General features: G+C 70.4%; 14 protein-coding genes and 2 tRNA genes. 4 read left to right on the top strand and 12 right to left on the bottom strand.

Annotated elements, in window-relative coordinates; genetic code table 11:
• Together ABT026_RS25270 and ABT026_RS25265 are read right to left on the bottom strand one after the other, a co-directional pair.
• Positions 1-753: acyltransferase family protein (locus tag ABT026_RS25270; protein ID WP_351117444.1), on the bottom strand; the 753-nt coding region annotated here is incomplete at its 3' end.
• 105 nt (positions 754-858) lie between these two features.
• Positions 859-3,486, bottom strand: a complete 2,628-nt coding sequence (locus ABT026_RS25265; RefSeq protein ID WP_351117443.1) for a valine--tRNA ligase — start codon at positions 3,484-3,486, stop codon at positions 859-861.
• 133 nt (positions 3,487-3,619) lie between these two features.
• Between ABT026_RS25265 and ABT026_RS25260 the strand changes: the two genes are divergently transcribed.
• Positions 3,620-4,603, top strand: a complete 984-nt coding sequence (locus ABT026_RS25260; protein WP_351117442.1) for a hypothetical protein — start codon at positions 3,620-3,622, stop codon at positions 4,601-4,603.
• A 97-nt stretch (positions 4,604-4,700) separates the two neighbouring features.
• Here ABT026_RS25260 and clpX read toward each other — a convergent pair whose 3' ends face one another.
• The 5 genes from clpX to ABT026_RS25235 all read right to left on the bottom strand — a co-directional run bounded on the left by clpX (position 4,701) and on the right by ABT026_RS25235 (position 9,547).
• Entirely contained in the window at positions 4,701-5,990 is a 1,290-nt protein-coding gene (gene clpX / locus ABT026_RS25255; RefSeq protein WP_351117441.1) for an ATP-dependent Clp protease ATP-binding subunit ClpX, read from the bottom strand.
• A 194-nt stretch (positions 5,991-6,184) separates the two neighbouring features.
• Positions 6,185-6,865, bottom strand: a complete 681-nt coding sequence (locus tag ABT026_RS25250; RefSeq protein WP_351117440.1) for an ATP-dependent Clp protease proteolytic subunit — start codon at positions 6,863-6,865, stop codon at positions 6,185-6,187.
• A 53-nt stretch (positions 6,866-6,918) separates the two neighbouring features.
• Complete coding sequence (locus ABT026_RS25245; protein ID WP_351117439.1) at positions 6,919-7,533, bottom strand: ATP-dependent Clp protease proteolytic subunit; 615 nt, start codon at positions 7,531-7,533, stop codon at positions 6,919-6,921.
• A 372-nt stretch (positions 7,534-7,905) separates the two neighbouring features.
• Complete coding sequence (tig, locus tag ABT026_RS25240; RefSeq protein ID WP_351117438.1) at positions 7,906-9,270, bottom strand: trigger factor; 1,365 nt, start codon at positions 9,268-9,270, stop codon at positions 7,906-7,908.
• A gap of 203 nt (positions 9,271-9,473) precedes the next feature.
• Positions 9,474-9,547: transfer RNA gene (locus ABT026_RS25235), tRNA-Pro, on the bottom strand.
• A gap of 199 nt (positions 9,548-9,746) precedes the next feature.
• Between ABT026_RS25235 and ABT026_RS25230 the strand changes: the two genes are divergently transcribed.
• Positions 9,747-9,820 (top strand) — tRNA-Gly (locus ABT026_RS25230).
• 117 nt (positions 9,821-9,937) lie between these two features.
• Here ABT026_RS25230 and ABT026_RS25225 read toward each other — a convergent pair.
• Complete coding sequence (locus tag ABT026_RS25225) at positions 9,938-10,132, bottom strand: hypothetical protein (protein WP_351117437.1); 195 nt, start codon at positions 10,130-10,132, stop codon at positions 9,938-9,940.
• 560 nt (positions 10,133-10,692) lie between these two features.
• On the opposite strand from ABT026_RS25225, the gene ABT026_RS25220 reads away from it, so the two are divergent.
• Positions 10,693-11,832: an acyltransferase family protein gene (locus tag ABT026_RS25220; RefSeq protein ID WP_351117436.1), complete on the top strand. Its 1,140-nt coding sequence runs from the start codon at positions 10,693-10,695 to the stop codon at positions 11,830-11,832.
• Positions 11,833-11,966: 134 nt separating this feature from the next.
• Here ABT026_RS25220 and ABT026_RS25215 read toward each other — a convergent pair whose 3' ends face one another.
• From ABT026_RS25215 to ABT026_RS25205, 3 genes are all read right to left on the bottom strand, one after another.
• The gene (locus ABT026_RS25215; protein WP_351117435.1) at positions 11,967-13,124 is read right to left on the bottom strand and encodes a SpoIIE family protein phosphatase; all 1,158 of its coding nucleotides are present in this window, start codon (positions 13,122-13,124) and stop codon (positions 11,967-11,969) included.
• A 140-nt stretch (positions 13,125-13,264) separates the two neighbouring features.
• The gene (locus ABT026_RS25210) at positions 13,265-14,089 is read right to left on the bottom strand and encodes an Fpg/Nei family DNA glycosylase (RefSeq protein WP_351117434.1); all 825 of its coding nucleotides are present in this window, start codon (positions 14,087-14,089) and stop codon (positions 13,265-13,267) included.
• A gap of 89 nt (positions 14,090-14,178) precedes the next feature.
• Positions 14,179-14,664, bottom strand: a complete 486-nt coding sequence (locus ABT026_RS25205) for a ribose-5-phosphate isomerase (protein ID WP_351117433.1) — start codon at positions 14,662-14,664, stop codon at positions 14,179-14,181.
• Between the two features lie 271 nt (positions 14,665-14,935).
• Between ABT026_RS25205 and ABT026_RS25200 the strand changes: the two genes are divergently transcribed.
• Entirely contained in the window at positions 14,936-16,399 is a 1,464-nt protein-coding gene (locus ABT026_RS25200) for an amino acid permease (protein WP_351117432.1), read from the top strand.
• A gap of 84 nt (positions 16,400-16,483) precedes the next feature.
• Here ABT026_RS25200 and ABT026_RS25195 read toward each other — a convergent pair whose 3' ends face one another.
• Positions 16,484-17,566 carry a hypothetical protein gene (locus tag ABT026_RS25195; RefSeq protein ID WP_351117431.1) on the bottom strand — a complete coding sequence of 361 codons (1,083 nt, stop codon included), beginning with the start codon at positions 17,564-17,566 and terminating at the stop codon, positions 16,484-16,486.
• Positions 17,567-17,585: the final 19 nt, after the last annotated feature.

The raw sequence follows: 17,585 nt of genomic DNA, 5'->3' as shown, positions 1-17,585 counted from the left end.
GCGTGGGGGTCCCTCCCGCGCGAGCGAAGCCGAGCGTGGGGGAGTGCGTGCCAGACCCCGCGACCCACGTGCATGATCCGCCGGACAGGCCCTAGCCGTCCCGAGCAGCGCGGCCCCGGCGAGGGCGTAGCCCAGGGGGTACGGCGACAGCCCCCACGCCCACCCGGGCAGCTCCAGTCCGGTGACCCGCGCCAGGTCGCCGCGCAGCGTGGCCCCGAGCGCGCACAGCCCCAGCAACGCGAGCGTCCACCAGGGCGTGGCCGCCCGCCGCACCAGCAGCACGGCGGCGCCGAGCACCAGCGTCAGCGGCACGTGGACGTACAGGTACCAGAGGTGGAACGCCGGCTCCACGGACCCGAACAGGGCGTCCACCGCGTCCTCGGCGCCGCCCCGGAGCGCCACGTAGAGCACCGTCCACACCGCCATCGGCCGCACGATCCGGTCCGCCCGGCGCAGCAGCTGCCGCTCGTCGCGCACCGGGGAGGCGACCAGGGCCGCCCAGCCGGCCATGGCGAAGAAGGCGGGCACCGCGAACCGGGTGAGCGAGTCGGCGGCGACGCCGACGGTGCGGTGGCCGGCGTCCACGAAGGCGGCGGCGGTGTGGCAGAGGACGACGGCGGCGGTGCAGACGACGCGCAGCAGGTCGACGTCGTCACGCCGCCCGGGCACGGCCGCGGCGGCGGCCTCGGGAGCCGCCTCAGGGGCCGCCTCGTGGCCGTGGTCGTCGGTCCCGGCGGTGGCGGTGGTGCTCATGCCCCGCAGTGAACAGCCGCCGGGTTACACGAAGCGGGCCGCCACATGAACGCGGCGGGCCGCCCCCGGGGAGGGGCGGCCCGCCGGTCGTGCGGTGCGGGTGGATCAGGCGGAGGGCAGCTTCGCCAGCTGCTCGGTGATCCGCGCGATGTCCTGCTCGGCCTTGGCGAGGCGGCCGCGGATCTTCTCCACGACCGGCTCCGGGGCCTTGCCGAGGAAGGCCTCGTTGCCCAGCTTGCCGTTGGCCTGCGCCTTCTCCTTCTCGGCGGCGGCGAGGTCCTTGGAGAGCCGCTTGCGCTCGGCCTCGAAGTCGATCACGCCGGACAGGTCCAGCTCGACCGTCGCCCCGGCGACCGGAAGGCCGGCGGTGACGGAGAAGCCCTCGCCCTCCGGCTGGAGGCGCAGCAGCTGACGGATCGCCGGCTCGTGCGGGGCGAGCGGCGTGCCGTCCAGGGAGAGGCGGGCCGGGACCCGCTGGCCCGGCTGCAGGCCCTGGTCGCTGCGGAAGCGGCGGACCTCGGTGATCACCGACTGGAGGGTGGCGATCTCCTGCTCGGCGCCGGCGTCACGGAAGCCACTGTCGGCCGGCCACTCGGCGATGACGACGGACTCGCCGCCGGTCAGCGTGGTCCACAGCGTCTCGGTGACGAACGGCATGACCGGGTGCAGCAGCCGCAGCGTGACGTCCAGGACCTCGCCCAGGACGCGCTTGCTCGCCTCGGCCGCCGGGCCGCCCGCCATGAAGGTGGTCTTGGACAGCTCGACGTACCAGTCGAAGACCTCGTCCCACGCGAAGTGGTAGAGCGCGTCGGAGAGCTTGGAGAACTGGTAGTCCTCGTACAGCGCGTCCACCTCGGCGACCACCGAGTTGAGCCGGGAAAGGATCCAGCGGTCGGTCGCCGACAGCTCGGCCGCGTCCGGCAGCGGGCCCTCGACGGTGGCGCCGTTCATCAGCGCGAACCGGGTGGCGTTCCAGATCTTGTTGGCGAAGTTGCGGGAGGCCTGGACCCAGTCCTCGCCGATCGGCACGTCGACGCCCGGGTTGGCGCCGCGCGCCAGGGTGAAGCGGAGCGCGTCGGAGCCGTACTTGTCCATCCAGTCCAGCGGGTTGACGACGTTCCCGAAGGACTTCGACATCTTCTTGCCGTTCTGGTCACGGACCATGCCGTGCAGCGCGATGGTGTGGAACGGCGGGGTGCCGTCCATCGCGTAGAGGCCGAACATCATCATCCGGGCGACCCAGAAGAAGAGGATGTCGTAGCCGGTCACCAGGACGGAGTTCGGGTAGAACTTCGCGAGGCTCTCGGTCTGCTCGGGCCAGCCCAGCGTGGAGAACGGCCACAGGCCGGAGGAGAACCAGGTGTCGAGGACGTCGTTGTCCTGGCGCCAGCCCTCGGCCTCGGTGCCCGGCGGCTGCTCGTCGGGGCCGACGCAGACCGTCTCGCCGTTCGGGCCGTACCAGACCGGGATGCGGTGGCCCCACCACAGCTGGCGCGAGATGCACCAGTCGTGCAGGTTGTCGACCCAGTCGAAGTACCGCTTCTCCATCTCCTGCGGGTGGATCTTGACCTTGCCGTCGCGGACCGCGTCGCCTGCGGCCTGGGCGAGCGGACCGACCTTGACCCACCACTGCATGGACAGCCGGGGCTCGATGGTGGTCTTGCAGCGCGAGCAGTGGCCGACGGAGTGGACGTACGGGCGCTTCTCGGCGACGATCCGGCCCTCGGCGCGCAGTGCCGCGACGATCGCGGAGCGCGCCTCGAGGCGGTCCTGGCCTTGGAAGGGGCCGTGGACGGTGATGACGGCGTGCTCGTCCATCACGGCGATGGACGGCAGGCCGTGCCGCTGGCCGATCTCGAAGTCGTTCGGGTCGTGGGCAGGGGTGACCTTGACCGCGCCGGTGCCGAAGGACGGGTCGACGTGCTCGTCGGCGACGACCGGGATGGTGCGGTCGGTCAGCGGCAGCTTGATCTGCTTGCCGACCAGGTGCTTGTACCGCTCGTCGTCGGGGTGGACGGCGACGGCGGTGTCGCCCAGCATCGTCTCGGCACGCGTGGTGGCGACGACGATGGTGTCCTCGCCCTCGCCGTACTTCATGGAGACGAGCTCGCCGTCGTCCTCCTGGTACTCCACCTCGATGTCGGAGATCGCGGTGAGGCAGCGCGGGCACCAGTTGATGATGCGCTCGGCGCGGTAGATCAGCCCGTCGTCGTAGAGCTTCTTGAAGATGGTCTGGACGGCCTGCGAGAGCCCCTCGTCCATGGTGAAGCGCTCACGCGACCAGGCGACGCCGTCGCCGAGGCGGCGCATCTGACCGGAGATCTGGCCGCCGGACTCGTCCTTCCACTGCCAGACCCGCTCGACGAACGCCTCGCGGCCCAGGTCGTGGCGGGACTTGCCCTCCTTGCCGAGCTCGCGCTCGACGACGTTCTGGGTGGCGATGCCGGCGTGGTCCATGCCCGGCTGCCACAGCGTCTCGTAGCCCTGCATCCGCTTGCGGCGGGTCAGGGAGTCGATCAGCGTGTGCTCGAAGGCGTGGCCCAGGTGGAGCGAGCCGGTGACGTTCGGCGGGGGGATGACGACGGTGAAGGGTTCCTTGTCGCTCTTCGCGTCCGCCTCGAAGTAACCGCGTTCTACCCAGCGCTCGTACAGCGGTCCCTCCACGTCGGCCGGCGTGTACTGGGTCGGCAGTTCGGTTTCGGGCGCTGTGGGCTGCTGAGAGTTCTCGGTCACGCCGGTCATTTTAGGGGTGTCCGCATCCTGTTCCGAAACGCGATTACTAGGTAACGGTCTGCGCCCGGGGGCGCACGCCGGGCCCGCCGTAGGGAAGGATGGCGCGGGACAGCATCAGGGAGGGAAACCAGCCATGAGTTACAACCAGCCGGGTCCGTACGGCCAGCAGCCCCAGCAGCCCGGGCCCTACGGACAGCCGGGGGCTCAGCCTGGCCCCTACGGTCAGCCGGGCGGTCAGCAGTCCGGACCGTACGGCGCCCCGCCGCAGCAGCCCCCGCAGCCCGGCTACGGCTACCCGCAGCAGCCGCAGCAGCCGCAGGCCCAGCAGCCGCAGTACGGCTACCCGCAGCAGCAGCCGGGCGTCCCGCAGCAGGGCGGCCCCTACGGCCAGCAGCCGGGCCAGCCCGGCCAGCCCCCGTACGGCATGCCCCCGCAGGGCGCTCCCGGCGGCGGTGGCGGCAAGAAGACGGGCCTGATCGTCGGCGGCGCCGCCGTGGTGGTCGCGATCGCGGTGGGCGCCTACTTCCTGCTCGGCGGCGGCGGCTCGGACATCGCCGACGACGGCGCGCACAAGCTGACCACGCCGGCGACGGTGCTGGGCGACTACAAGAAGGCCAAGACGGGCGCCTCCGACAGCGGCGGGTTCACCGAGGAGGACCTGAAGGACGCCGAGAAGCACGGCGTCAAGAACGCCAAGGACGTCCAGGCCACCTACCAGGCCGGCGACGAGGCCAACCCGCTGTCACTGAAGATGCTGCAGTTCATGGGCGTCTACGGCGAGATCGAGGATCCCGAATCCGTCATGGACGCCATGTTCACCGAGATGGAGAAGAGCGCCGCCAAGGACAACGAGGGCGAGCTGGTCGGCGACCCCAAGGACTACGGCAGCGACAAGTTCGCCCTGAAGTGCCAGGAGATGCTGGTCAAGAACGAGGAGGCGGCAGCCGGCGAGCCCAAGGAGATCCACATGCCGGTGTGCATCTGGGCCGACCACTCGACCCTGGGCGTCGTCATGCCGATCGACCTGGCCGACATGATGAGCGGCAAGGGCGTCGACCTGCAGAAGGCCTCCGACCTGGCCACCAAGCTGCGTGCCGAGGTGCGGGTGCCGGCCTGACGGTCGTCGCGCCCCCGGGCAACGGGTAACGGGAAGGGCCCCGGTCGTGAAGACCGGGGCCCTTCCCGTTGTGTGCCGCTTGGGTACCGCGAGCCGGCTAGGCCGACTTCTGCTCGCCCGTCCCCCGGCCGCCGCGCGCGTCGCGCGGGATGAGGGTCGGGTTGACGTTGGAGTGGACCACGTCGGGGGTGATGACCACGCGGGCGACGTCCGAGCGGGACGGCACCTCGTACATCACCGACATCAGGACCTCTTCCATGATGGCGCGCAGGCCGCGCGCGCCGGTCTGGCGGAGGATGGCCTGGTCCGCGATGGCCTCGAGCGCCTCACGCTCGAAGTCCAGCTCGACGCCGTCGAGTTCGAACAGCCGCTGGTACTGCTTGACCAGGGCGTTCTTCGGCTCGACCAGGATCTGGAGCAGCGCCTCGCGGTCCAGGTTGTGCACGCTGGTGATCACGGGCAGACGGCCGATGAACTCGGGGATCATGCCGAACTTGACCAGGTCCTCGGGCATGACGTCCTGGAACTGGTCCTTGGCGGCCAGCTCGCGCTTGGAGTGGATGGTCGCGCCGAAGCCGATGCCCTTGGCGCCGGCCCGCGACTCGATGATCTTCTCCAGCCCGGAGAACGCGCCGCCCACGATGAACAGCACGTTCGTCGTGTCGATCTGGATGAACTCCTGGTGCGGGTGCTTGCGCCCGCCCTGCGGCGGCACCGAGGCCGTGGTGCCCTCGAGGATCTTCAGCAGCGCCTGCTGGACGCCCTCGCCGCTGACGTCACGGGTGATCGACGGGTTCTCGCTCTTGCGGGCGACCTTGTCGATCTCGTCGATGTAGATGATCCCCGTCTCGGCCTTCTTGACGTCGTAGTCGGCCGCCTGGATCAGCTTGAGCAGGATGTTCTCGACGTCCTCGCCGACGTAGCCGGCCTCGGTCAGCGCGGTCGCGTCGGCGATGGCGAACGGGACGTTCAGCATCCGCGCGAGCGTCTGGGCGAGGAGCGTCTTGCCGGAGCCCGTGGGGCCCAGCAGGAGGATGTTCGACTTGGCCAGCTCGATGGAGTCCTCGCGGCCCTGGCCGCCGCCGTTCTCCCCGGCCTGGACGCGCTTGTAGTGGTTGTACACAGCCACCGAGAGCGCCTTCTTGGCGGCCTCCTGGCCGACCACGTAGCTCTCGAGGAACTGGTAGATCTCCCGCGGCTTGGGGAGCTCCTCCCACCGGGTCTCGCTCGACTCGGCGAGCTCCTCCTCGATGATCTCGTTGCAGAGGTCGATGCACTCGTCGCAGATGTACACACCGGGGCCTGCGATGAGCTTCTTGACCTGCTTCTGGCTCTTGCCGCAGAACGAGCACTTGAGCAGATCGCCGCCGTCACCGATGCGTGCCACGGTGTGCTTCCCCTTCGCCTGGGAGCCCCCGGACGCTGGTGCGTCCCTGGTCTCCACGGTGCTGCCTTATGTCGACGGTACCTTGCCTGGCCCCCCGTTCGGGCCCCCCTTGGCAGGGTCCGCTCCGGAACGGATCCGGGCGAACCCCGCCAAGAGGCGGCAGACGGCCGTGCCGCCAGCGGAATCCCGCAGCGTCAGCGAACGCTGGCGTTGTTCATCTTGCGGGTCGAGATGATCTGGTCGATCAGCCCGTACTGCAGCGCGTCCTCGGCCGTGAGGATCTTGTCACGCTCGATGTCCTCGCGGATCCTCTCCACCGGCTGGGTGGAGTGCTTGGCCAGCATCTCCTCCAGCTGGGCGCGCATCCGCAGGATCTCGTTGGCGGCGATCTCCAGGTCGGAGACCTGGCCGCGGCCGGTCTCGCTGTACGGCTGGTGGATCAGGACGCGGGCGTTCGGCAGCGCCATGCGCTTGCCGGGCGTGCCGGCCGCGAGCAGGACGGCGGCGGCGGAGGCGGCCTGGCCCATGCACACGGTCTGGATGTCCGGCTTCACGAACTGGATCGTGTCGTAGATCGCGGTCAGCGCCGTGAAGGAGCCGCCGGGGCTGTTGATGTAGATCGAGATGTCACGGTCCGGGTCCATCGACTCCAGGCACAGCAGCTGCGCCATGACGTCGTTGGCGGACGCGTCGTCGATCTGCACGCCCAGGAAGATCACGCGCTCCTCGAAGAGCTTCGCGTACGGGTCGTACTCGCGCACGCCCTGGGAGGTGCGCTCGACGAAGCGCGGGATCACGTAACGGGACTCGGCGACCGGGGCCGTGAGCTCGGCGCGGGTGCGCTCGTACAGGCCGCTGCCGGGGTGGTGATTCATCTTCTGTCTCCTGGAAGGCGAGGCGGGGGAGGGCCGGTGTGCGGGCGCGGGCATCAGGCCCCGGTGCCGCCGCCGCCCGGAATGTTGGAAGCCGCCGAGATGACCTCGTCGATCAGGCCGTAGTCCTTGGCCTCCTCGGCGTCGAACCAGCGGTCCCGGTCGGAGTCGCGGGTGACCTGCTCGACCGTCTGACCGGTGTGGAAGGCGGTCAGCTCCGCCATCTTCTTCTTGGTGTGCAGCAGGCGCTCGGCGTGGATCTTGATGTCCGAGGCGGAACCGGCCAGACCGGCCGACGGCTGGTGGATCAGGATCTCGGCGTTCGGCAGCGCGAAGCGCTTGCCGGGGGTGCCGGCGCTCAGCAGGAACTGGCCCATCGAGGCGGCGAGGCCCATGGCGATCGTCACCACGTCGTTCTTGATGTACTGCATGGTGTCGTAGATCGCCATGCCGGCCGTGATCGAGCCGCCGGGGCTGTTGATGTAGAGGTAGATGTCCTTGTCCGGGTCGGCGGCAAGGAGAAGCAGCTGTGCAGTGATCTTGTTGGCGATGTCGTCGTCGACCGCCTGGCCGAGGAAGATGATCCGCTCGTTGAGCAGCCGGTTGTAGACCTGGTCGCCGAGGCCACCGATGGAAGGCTCGCCGGCGGCGGAGGGCATCAGATTCGTCACGTATCCACCTGCTCGTCTTACGACGGCGCCGGGCCGTCTCACGTGTTCTGCCGGGGCGGGGGTGGTGCGTGCCCCTGCAGCGCGCCGCGGTGATCGGCGGCGACGGGGACTCCCCTGCCCTCGTATTCATGGACCCTAACGCGCAGGCAGTCACGTGCCATCCCGGTTCCTGGAGTGTTCGCTGTGAGCGCATGGCCACCCCGGGTCCCGGCCCCGCTCCCCTGCCCCCACCAGCGCGCCCCACACCTCCGCCCCACCCTCCGCGGCCGCCGGGGCTGCGGCCGGGGCCGCGGGGGGGAAAGGACCGGGCCCTGCTCCCCGCGCACGGTGGCGCGGGGAGCAGGGCCCGGGAAGGCTCGGGAGCCGGGAGGATCAGGCCTCCGGGGTCTCCTCGGTGGCGGCCTCGCCCTCCACCTCGTCCTCGTCGTCGCTCAGGTCGACGACCTCACCGTTGGTGTCCTTGACGGTCGCGGACTCCACGACCGACGCCAGCGCCTTGCCGCGGGCGACCTCGCCCACCAGCATCGGGACCTGGTTGCCCTGGACGACCTGCTGCGCGAACTGGTCGGGGGACATGCCGGAGGAGGCCGCACGCCGCATGAGGTGCTCGGTGAGCTCCTCCTGGTTGACGTTCAGCTTCTCGCGGTTGACCAGCGCGTCGAGCACGAACTGGGTCTTGATGCCCTTGATCGCGGCGTCACGCGTCTCGGTGTCGAACTCCTCGGCGGTCTTGCCCTGGATCTCGAGGTACTTCTCGAGGTCGAGGCCCATCTGGCCGAGCTGGTGGTGCTCCAGGTTGTGCTTGCGGGTCTGGATCTCGTCCTCGAGCAGCTTCTCGGGGATCGGGACCTCGATCAGCTCGAGCAGCTTGTCCAGCACGCGCTCCTGCGCCTGCGTGGCCTGGTCGTACTGCTTCATGTTCTCGAGGCGCGAGCGGCTGTCCGCCTTGAGCTCCTCGAGGGTGTCGAACTCCGAGGCCAGCTGCGCGAACTCGTCGTCCAGGGCCGGCAGCTCGCGCGCGGCGACCTGGGTGATCTTCACGGTGATCTCGGCCTGCTTGCCGGCGGCGGAGCCGCCCTTGAGCTCGGAGGTGAAGGTGGCCTCGCCACCGGCCTCCACGCCCTTGACGGCTTCGTCGATGCCGTCCAGCAGCTCGCCCGAGCCGATGGTGTAGCTGACGTCCTTGGCGATGCCGTCCTCGAGGACCTCGCCGTCGACCTTGGCCTCGAGGTCGAGGGTCACGACGTCGCCGTCCTCGGCGGCGCGCTCCACCGGGGAGGTGGTGGCGAAGCGCTCACGCAGCTGCTCGACCGACTTCTCGACGTCCTCGTCGGACACCTCGACGGCGTCGACCTCGACCTCGATGTTCGAGAAGTCCTCGGGGAGCTCGATCTCCGGGCGGATGTCCACCTCGGCGGTGAAGCTCAGCAGCTCGCCGTCCTTGAGGTCCTTGATGTCGACCTCGGGCTGGCCCAGCGGGTCGACATCGGCCTCGTTGACCGCCTGCGTGTAGAACTTCGGGAGGGCGTCGTTGATCGCCTCCTCGAGAACCGCACCGCGGCCGAACCGCTGGTCGATGACGCGGGCCGGGATCTTGCCCTTGCGGAAGCCCTTCACCGTGACCTGCTGGTTGATCTTCTTGTACGCCGCGTCGAGGCTGTCCTTGAGCTCCTCGAAGGGCACCTCGACAGTGAGCCGAACCCGGGTCGGGTTCAGGGTCTCCACGGCGCTCTTCACGGTTCGGTCTCCTTGTGGCTGACTGCTTGGGTTTGCCGGGACCAGAACGGTCCGGCGACTCGCGCACCGGGGCGGCTTCGGCGTCAGGCTCTGAAGCTTCACGGCTGACTGCACACGGGCGCGCTTGCATAGTAACCGCAGCCGCCACACCGCCCAAAAGGCGATCACCGGACGCCAAGGTGGTGCCCGGTGATCGTTCGGTGTCGGGGTGGCGGGATTTGAACCCACGGCCTTCCGCTCCCAAAGCGGACGCGCTACCAAGCTGCGCCACACCCCGTCAGGTGCGATCCGTAGGGTACACGCGGCGGGGGTCGCCGGCCGCCGGATTCGGCCCCTCCGACCGGGGGAAGGACGGGCCGTCACCCGCGCCGGGCGGCCGCGCGGGGGGCGCGGCGCGCGAAGGAAGGTGCAGGGGGGTGCGACGACCCGCTAACATGCCTTCTGTCGCCGTGGCCCGGCCACCGGCGCAACCCTTCGCGGGCGTAGCTCAATGGTAGAGCCCTAGTCTTCCAAACTAGCTACGCGGGTTCGATTCCCGTCGCCCGCTCCAGGCACACGAAGGCCCAGTCGAGAGGACTCTCTCAACTGGGCCTTCGTCTTTTTCCGGTACCGGCGTGCCTCCCGGGGGAAACGCTTCTTCCGGGCCTCCGGAGGACGGTCGCGGCGGTCAGAGGCTTATCGAGTTGATCATCGACGCCAGCGAATCGAGGAACCGCTGAATGTCGTCGGCCATCCCCGTGGAGGCGAGGAAGAAGCCGAAGAGCATGGCGACGACCGCGGGCCCCGCCTTCAGGGATCCGCCCCGGATCAGGACAACGAGGACGATCCCCAGCAGAAGCACCACGGACAAAGAAATGGCCACGTCTGATCACACCCTCGGTCGGTCCGCTGCGCCGCATGGGGGTGTACCCGGCCCACCCCCGGCCAACCCATCGTGCCACTCAACTCACGCCGCACGTACGGCCCCTGAGGTAGCAGGGACACCCGTCGTCCGCATGTTCGAGACGTAGGGGAAAAGTGACGATCGTAAGGGAAGAAATCTTCGGCAATTCCTCCGAAAGGTAATCCGGATAATCCCCGCACATTCGTTTCCCTACGCACGCAACCCTCGTACGGCGTTCACGAACAGCCATGGGGCCCATGCCCGACTTGGCATCATTTGAGATGAAATAGGCGCAGCTAAAAGCCCTGTTCGGTACCTATGGTCCCGCTGCGAGCTTGTGCCGATCGTCACAGAAATCGAAGACATCGCAGGTGAATACGGGGGTATCCGAGGGCGAGGCGGTAATTCACCGACCCGGCGTTTTTACGGATTCGTACAACCGACGCTAGGGTGCCTCAGATGTTTCACGTTGCCTCGTCCCCCTCACGTGCGACGACGAACGTCCGGTCCGCCCACCCCCGCCCGCGGGGTGGTCGCCGGTGAACGCGCCGCAGCCGCACAGCAGTCAGCAGCGAAGCCGGGCCAGATCGCTCCCAGCGGGCGACGGGCGCGACTCCTTCTTCGACAACGCCAAGTACCTGGCCATCGCCCTCGTGGCCATGGGACACGTCTGGGAACCGCTCCGTGACGGCAACCGCCCCATGGGCGTGCTGTACATGGTCGTGTACGCGTTCCACATGCCGGCGTTCATCGTCATCTCGGGCTACTTCTCGCGGTCCTTCGCGTTCAAGCCGCACCAGATCAAGCGTCTGGTGAGCGGCGTGGTGGTCCCGTACCTCTTCTTCGAGCTCGCGTACTCGATGTTCCGCAAGTGGCTGCACGAGCCCGGCGCCCCGATCAGCCTGCTGGACCCCTGGTACCTGACCTGGTTCCTGGCCGCTCTCTTCGTCTGGCGGCTGACCACGCCGATCTGGCGGTCGCTGCGCCACCCGCTGGTCCTGGCTCTGGCGATCGCGATGCTGGCGACCGTCTCGCCGAGGATCGGCAACGACCTGGACATGCAGCGCGCGCTGCAGTTCCTGCCGTACTTCGTGCTGGGTCTGTGCCTGAAGCCGGAGCACTTCAAGCTGGTGCGCACCTGGCGCACGCGGCTGCTGGCGGTGCCGGTGTTCGCCCTCGCGCTGGTCGTCGGCTGGTGGGCCAAGGGCAACATGACGACCGCGTGGTTCTACCACCGGGACGCCGCCGAGGAGCTGGGCGGCGACTGGTGGATCGGTCCGCTGATGACGCTGGGCATGTTCGGCTGCTCGGTGCTGCTCACGGCCTGCTTCTTCGCCTGGGTGCCCGGCCGGCGGCTGTGGTTCACCTCGCTGGGCGCCGGCACCATCTCCGGCTACCTGCTGCACGGCTTCCTGATCAAGAGCGGCATCTGGTTCGGCTGGTTCGACCACGGCTGGGCTCAGGGCCCGCTGGGCGCGCTGCTGTGCACGGTGCTCGCCGTGACCGTGGTGACGCTGCTGTGCACCAAGCCGGTGCGCACACTGCTGAAGCCGGTGCTGGAGCCCAACCTGGACCGCTTCTTCCGCGAGGACCAGGCCGCCCTGAACGCCCGGAAGACCTCGGCCCCCGCCGAGGGACAGGGCGCCGGGGAGCGCTCCAAGGTCCCCGCCGGGGTCTGAGGGACGACGGAACACGGCGAAGGCCCCGTCACGCGCCAGGAGCGCGGGCGGGGCCTTCGCCGTGATGTGCCGTGCTGCGTCGTGCTGTGCTGTGCCGTGCGAGGGACCACGGGCACGGGGCCGGTCCGGTGACGTCAGGCGGCGCGGGAGATGAGGAGGAGGGCCCGGTCGTCGTTGACGTCCTTGGCGACGGCCTCGATCAGGTGCCAGGCGGCGCCCTGGAAACCGCCCACCACGTACCGGTCGGCCTCGCCGGTGAGGCGGTCGATGCCCTCGACCAGGTCCCGCTCGGCCGTCTCGACCAGTCCGTCGGTGAAGAGCATCAGGACGTCGCCCGGGCGCAGCGACCCCTTGCACGGGTCGAAGGTGGCGCCGTCGTAGACGCCCAGCAGCGGGCCCTCGGCGGTCTTCTCCTCCCAGCGGCCGGTGCCCGCGCACAGCTGAAGGCCCGGCGGGTGGCCGGCCGAGTAGAGCTCGTAGTCGCCGCTCTCCAGGTCGAGGACCAGGTGGATGGAGGTGGCGAAGCCCTCCTCCCAGTCCTGCCGCAGCAGGTAGCCGTTGGCGGCGGGCAGGAAGGCGTGCGGCGGCAGGGAGCCCAGCAGACCGCCGAAGGCCCCGGACAGCAGCAGCGCCCGGGAGCCGGCGTCCATGCCCTTGCCGGAGACGTCGGTGAGGACGACCTCCAGGGTGCGGCCCTCGTTGGTGCGGGCCGCGACCACGAAGTCGCCGGAGAAGGACTGGCCGCCGGCCGGACGCAGAGCCATCTCCCGGTGCCACCCCTCGGGCAGGTCCGGCAGCGCGCTCTGCGCGCGGATCCGCTCGCGCAGGTCGAAGAGCATGGTGCCGCCGCGCCGCCAGGGCACGCCGACCCGGCTGCGGAACTGGGCCACCATCAGGCCGACGAAGCCGCAGGCGGCCACCACCAGCACCACGCCGGGGGTGACCCGCGCGAAGCCGTCCGGATAGGGCCGCAGGGCCAGCGCCTCCACGATCAGCGCCGTCGCGGCGGCCGCGTACAGCGCGAGCAGGCTGGCGGGGCGCAGCAGCAGGCCGCCCGCCACGATGGGCAGCACCAGGGCCGCCGGGGTGAACCAGACGGCGTTGGCGAGGGTCAGGCTCGCGATCAGGGGAATGGTCAGGAGCAGGGCGACGAAGGCGATCCAGTCGGACCCGTCGCCCCGGAACCAGTCGACGGCGGCTTTGCGCAGGCCGATGCGGGCCCGGTGGAACTGCTTCTTCATCCGGGCCGTGAACGTGTCTGCGGCCGAGCGCCGCTTCCGTCCTGCTGCCATCGCTTGGGACCCTATCCAGCGGACCCCCCTCCTGGCACGGGTGGTCCCACTTGTCCCCCGTCCGGGGCCGGATTCGGGCCGGAGGTCCCTGGTGGCCCCGGCGCCCTCCGCGGCGCTCCCCCCGGCCTCCCGCGCGCCGGTCACACGCCCGGCGCGTTCGTCGGCTGGCAGCCAGGGCACCAGAACAGGTTGCGGGCGGCCAGCTCGGCGGTGCGCACGGCCTCCCCGCAGACGTGACAGGCCTGGCCGTGGCGGCGGTAGACGTAGACCTCGCCGCCGTGGTCGTCGACGCGGGGGGCGCGGCCCATGGCGTCGGGGGTGTGCTCGGGGCGCACGGTGTCGATCCGGTTGTGCCGGACGCCCTCGCGCATCAGCTCCACCAGGTCGGCCCAGATCGCGTCCCACTGCCCGCGGGTGAGCTCCCTGCCGGGCAGGTAGGGGTCCACGCCGTGCCGGAAGAGCACCTCGGCGCGGTAGACGTTCCCGACGCCCGCCACCACCTTCTGGTCCATCAGCAGGGCGGCGACGGTGGTGCGGCTGCGGGAGATCCGGCGCCAGGCCAGGTCCGGGTCGGCGTCCTCACGCAACGGGTCGGGGCCCAGGCGCTGGTGTATCGCCTGCTTCTCCCCCGGGGTGATCAGCGCGCACGCGGTGGGGCCGCGCAGGTCCATGACGGCGGACGGGCCGGTCAGGCGCAGGCGCACGGTGTCGGTGGGCGGGGGCGGCGGGACGGGCCCGAAGGCGACCTTGCCGAACAGGCCGAGGTGGACGTGGACCCAGTCGGCGTCGCGGAAGCCGAGGAAGAGGTGCTTGCCGTGCGCCTCGGCGGAGGTCATCTCCGCGCCGTCGAGGAGGGCGGCGCCGTCGGCGAACTTGCCCTGCGGGCTGCTGACGCGCACCGGGGCGCCGAGGAAGCGCTCGGCGCAGTCCTGGGCGAGCCGGTGGATGGTGTGCCCTTCCGGCACGGGGCCTTCTCCGTTCTGCCCTGTCCACGGCGCGGCCCCCGTACACGTCGTACGGGGGCCGGCGAGGTCCAGGGGCGTGGCGTGTGCGACTACTGCTGGGGGTGGTGGGCCGGGATCGGCGGGAGGTCCCCGCTCTTCTCGTAGTCCGCGAGCATCTCGATGCGGCGGATGTGGCGCTCGTCGCCGGAGAACGGCGTGTTCAGGAAGATCTCGACGAACTTCGTCGCCTCCTCCTGGGAGTGCATGCGGGCGCCGACGGCCACCACGTTGGCGTTGTTGTGCTCACGGCCGAGGGCGGCCGTCTGCTCGCTCCAGGCCAGCGAGGACCGCACGCCCGCGACCTTGTTGGCGGCGATCTGCTCGCCGTTGCCCGAGCCGCCGATCACCACGCCGAGGGAACCCTCGTCGGCCGCGGTGCGCTCCGCCGCGCGGAGACAGAAGGGCGGGTAGTCGTCCTGGGCGTCGTAGATGTGGGGGCCGCAGTCCACCGGCTCGTGGCCGGCGGCCTTCAGCCACTCGACGAGGTGGTTCTTCAGTTCGTAACCGGCGTGGTCGGAGCCGAGATAGACGCGCATGGTCCGAGTGTGACACGGCCACGGGCCGCCGGTGTGCGTGGGGGGACGGCCGGCGGACGGCTCACGCTCTTCGCAAACTGTGATCTGGACCATAGGACCGCAGGCAAAACGGCGATAACAATCCGGAACCTAAGGTTCCTCGAACGCGTTCCCTCCGATTCACTGAACCCTCGTTCACGGGTGACCCCGCATGCCTCACGAGGGCAGGGGAAACCTCACACGCACCGTCCCGGCGTTGCCCGACGTACCCCGGCGAAAAGGAAAGAACTTCATGACTCCAGGAGGACATGGGGGCTCCGGCCTCCAGGCAGGCCTCAAGAACCGGCACCTGACGATGATCGCCATCGGCGGCGTCATCGGCGCCGGGCTCTTCGTCGGCTCCAGCAGCGGCATCGCCGCCGCGGGCCCCGGCATCCTGCTCTCGTACGCCCTGGTGGGCGCGCTCGTCGTCTTCGTGATGCGGATGCTCGGCGAGATGTCGGTCGCCAACCCGACCTCCGGCTCCTTCTCCGCACACGCCGACCGCGCGCTGGGCCGCTGGGCCGGGTTCTCCATCGGCTGGCTCTACTGGTTCTTCTGGGTCGTCGTGCTCGCCGTGGAGGCCACGGCGGGCGCGGTGATCCTGGAGGGCTGGGTGCCGGCCGTCCCGCAGTGGGCCTGGGCGCTCATCGTGATGCTGGTGCTCACCGCGACCAACCTCGCCTCGGTGGGCAACTACGGCGAGTTCGAGTTCTGGTTCGCGGGCATCAAGGTCGTCGCCATCGGCGCGTTCATCCTGGTCGGTCTGCTGGCGATCTTCGGGGTGCTGCCGGGCGTCGACGCCGAGCAGGCCTCGTGGTCCAACCTCACCGCGCACGGCGGCTTCCTGCCGAACGGCCCGGGCGCCATCATGATCGGCGTCCTGATGGTCGTCTTCTCCTTCATGGGCTCGGAGATCCCGACGCTGGCCGCCGGTGAGGCGGAGGACCCGCAGCAGGCCGTCACCAAGGCGACCAACAGCATCATCTGGCGGATCGGCGTCTTCTACCTGGGCTCGATCCTGGTGGTCGTCACCCTGCTGCCGTGGGACTCGAAGAAGATCGCGGAGGACGGCTCGTACGTGGCCGCGCTCGACTCGCTGGGCATCCCCTACGCCGGCGAGGTCATGAACTTCATCATCCTCACGTCGGTGCTGTCCTGCCTGAACTCAGGTCTGTACACCGCCTCGCGGATGGCCTTCTCGCTCGGTCAGCGCGGTGACGCGCCGAAGGCGTTCGCGACCACCACGCGCAACGGTGTGCCGCGGGCCGCGATCCTCGCCTCGGTGGCGTTCGGGTTCGTCGCGGTCTTCTTCAACTACGTCTCCCCGGACAAGGTCTTCCACTTCCTGCTGAGCTCCTCGGGCGCCGTCGCGCTCTTCGTGTGGCTCGTGATCTGCGTGTCGCAGCTGCGGATGCGGCGGATCATCCTGCGGGAGGCGCCGGAGAAGCTGGTCGTGAAGATGTGGCTCTTCCCGTACCTGACCTGGGCGTGCATCGCGTTCATCGTCTACGTGATCGGCTACATGCTGTTCGACACGGAGTTCGGCAACCAGGAGATCATGCTGCTGACGCTGCTGGTCGCGGCGATCGTGGTGGGCATCGCGCTGGTCCGTCAGAAGCTGGGGCACAACGCCCCGGCCCGCGAGGCCGCAGCCGCCGCCCCGGCGGACGGGCCGAAGACGGACGGGCCGAAGGCGGGCGTGCCGGGCGCGTGACGCCCGCGGGACCCCATGGAACGCCCGGCGCGGACTCCCCGCGCCGGGCGTTCCGTCGTCCGCGGCGTTCCGTCGGCGCCGATGTCAGCGCGGCAGGACGAGCAGGGGGGCCGGTCGGCCGCCGTCGGCGGCGGTCAGGGCGGTGCGGATCAGGGCGGCCTGGTGCTCCATGCCCTGCGGGGTGGCGAGCCGGACCCGGGGGACGCGGACCACGGTGACCCCGAGCCGCTCGAGCCGTTCCCGCTTGCCGAGGTCGCCCGGGGCGTCCAGCTCGACGGCGACCCCCTGCTCCGGCCAGTACGCGTCCACCGCGCCCAGCGAGGGCCCCTCGGGCACGCGGAGCTCCACGTTCCACACCGGGTCGGGCAGCCCGTGCTCCCAGGCCATGCGGTACAGCCGCTCCTCGGCGGCCTCGCGTCCCTCCGACACCAGGACCTCCATCGCCTCCGCCACCCGGGGCCGCCCGCACAGCCGGGCCCTGCGCAGCTCGCGCAAGAGCGCGGACGGCTCGCAGTGGCCGTCGTGGACCGCCTCGGTGAACAGCCGCCGGACGGCGAACGGCCCGGCGTCCTCCGGCAGGTGCGCCACCGCGTCGGCGACGGCCCGCTCGACCGGGGCGACGGGGACCCCGGACGCCAGGTCCGGCACCGGCATCCGCGCCGTGCGCACCACCCGGGCGCACCCGGTGGAGCGGACCCGGCGGGCGCGCGGCACCAGCACGTCGACGACGTCGAGCAGGGAGAGGGCGGGCGCCGAGGCGAAGTTCCGCAGGGCCAGCGCGGCCAGGCCGGTGACCACGGCGTCCGCGTGGAGCGCGTCGTCGCGCCGGGGCTGGGCGGGGACGGCGGTGGCCTGCGGCCGGTCCTCGGCGGTCGCGGAGGCCTCCCGGCGGGAGGCGTAGAGCAGGGCGGCGTGCAGACGCTCCTCGCCGGTGGGCGCCCCCTGACGCAGCAGGTAGACCCCGGGCAGCATCCGCTGCCAGGTGCCGCCCGGCCGGCAGCGGGCTCCGGCCTGGGCGGGTGTCACGCCGTGGGCGCGCAGCTCGGCGGAGGTGACCAGCAGGCGCGCCCCGGAGGAGGCGGCGCCGGGCGTCTCCCCTGCTCGGACGAAGCCGGGACCTCGGGGGAGGGAGGAGCGCAGGGGGTCCAGGGGGAAGTCGTGCGTCATGCCCCTTGCCTCCCCCGAA

The organism is Streptomyces sp. NPDC002734 (assembly GCF_040295685.1).
GTDB lineage: Bacteria > Actinomycetota > Actinomycetes > Streptomycetales > Streptomycetaceae > Streptomyces.
Note: the sequence above shows the minus strand (reverse complement) of the source record. Positions and strands in the feature narration are given on the sequence as shown.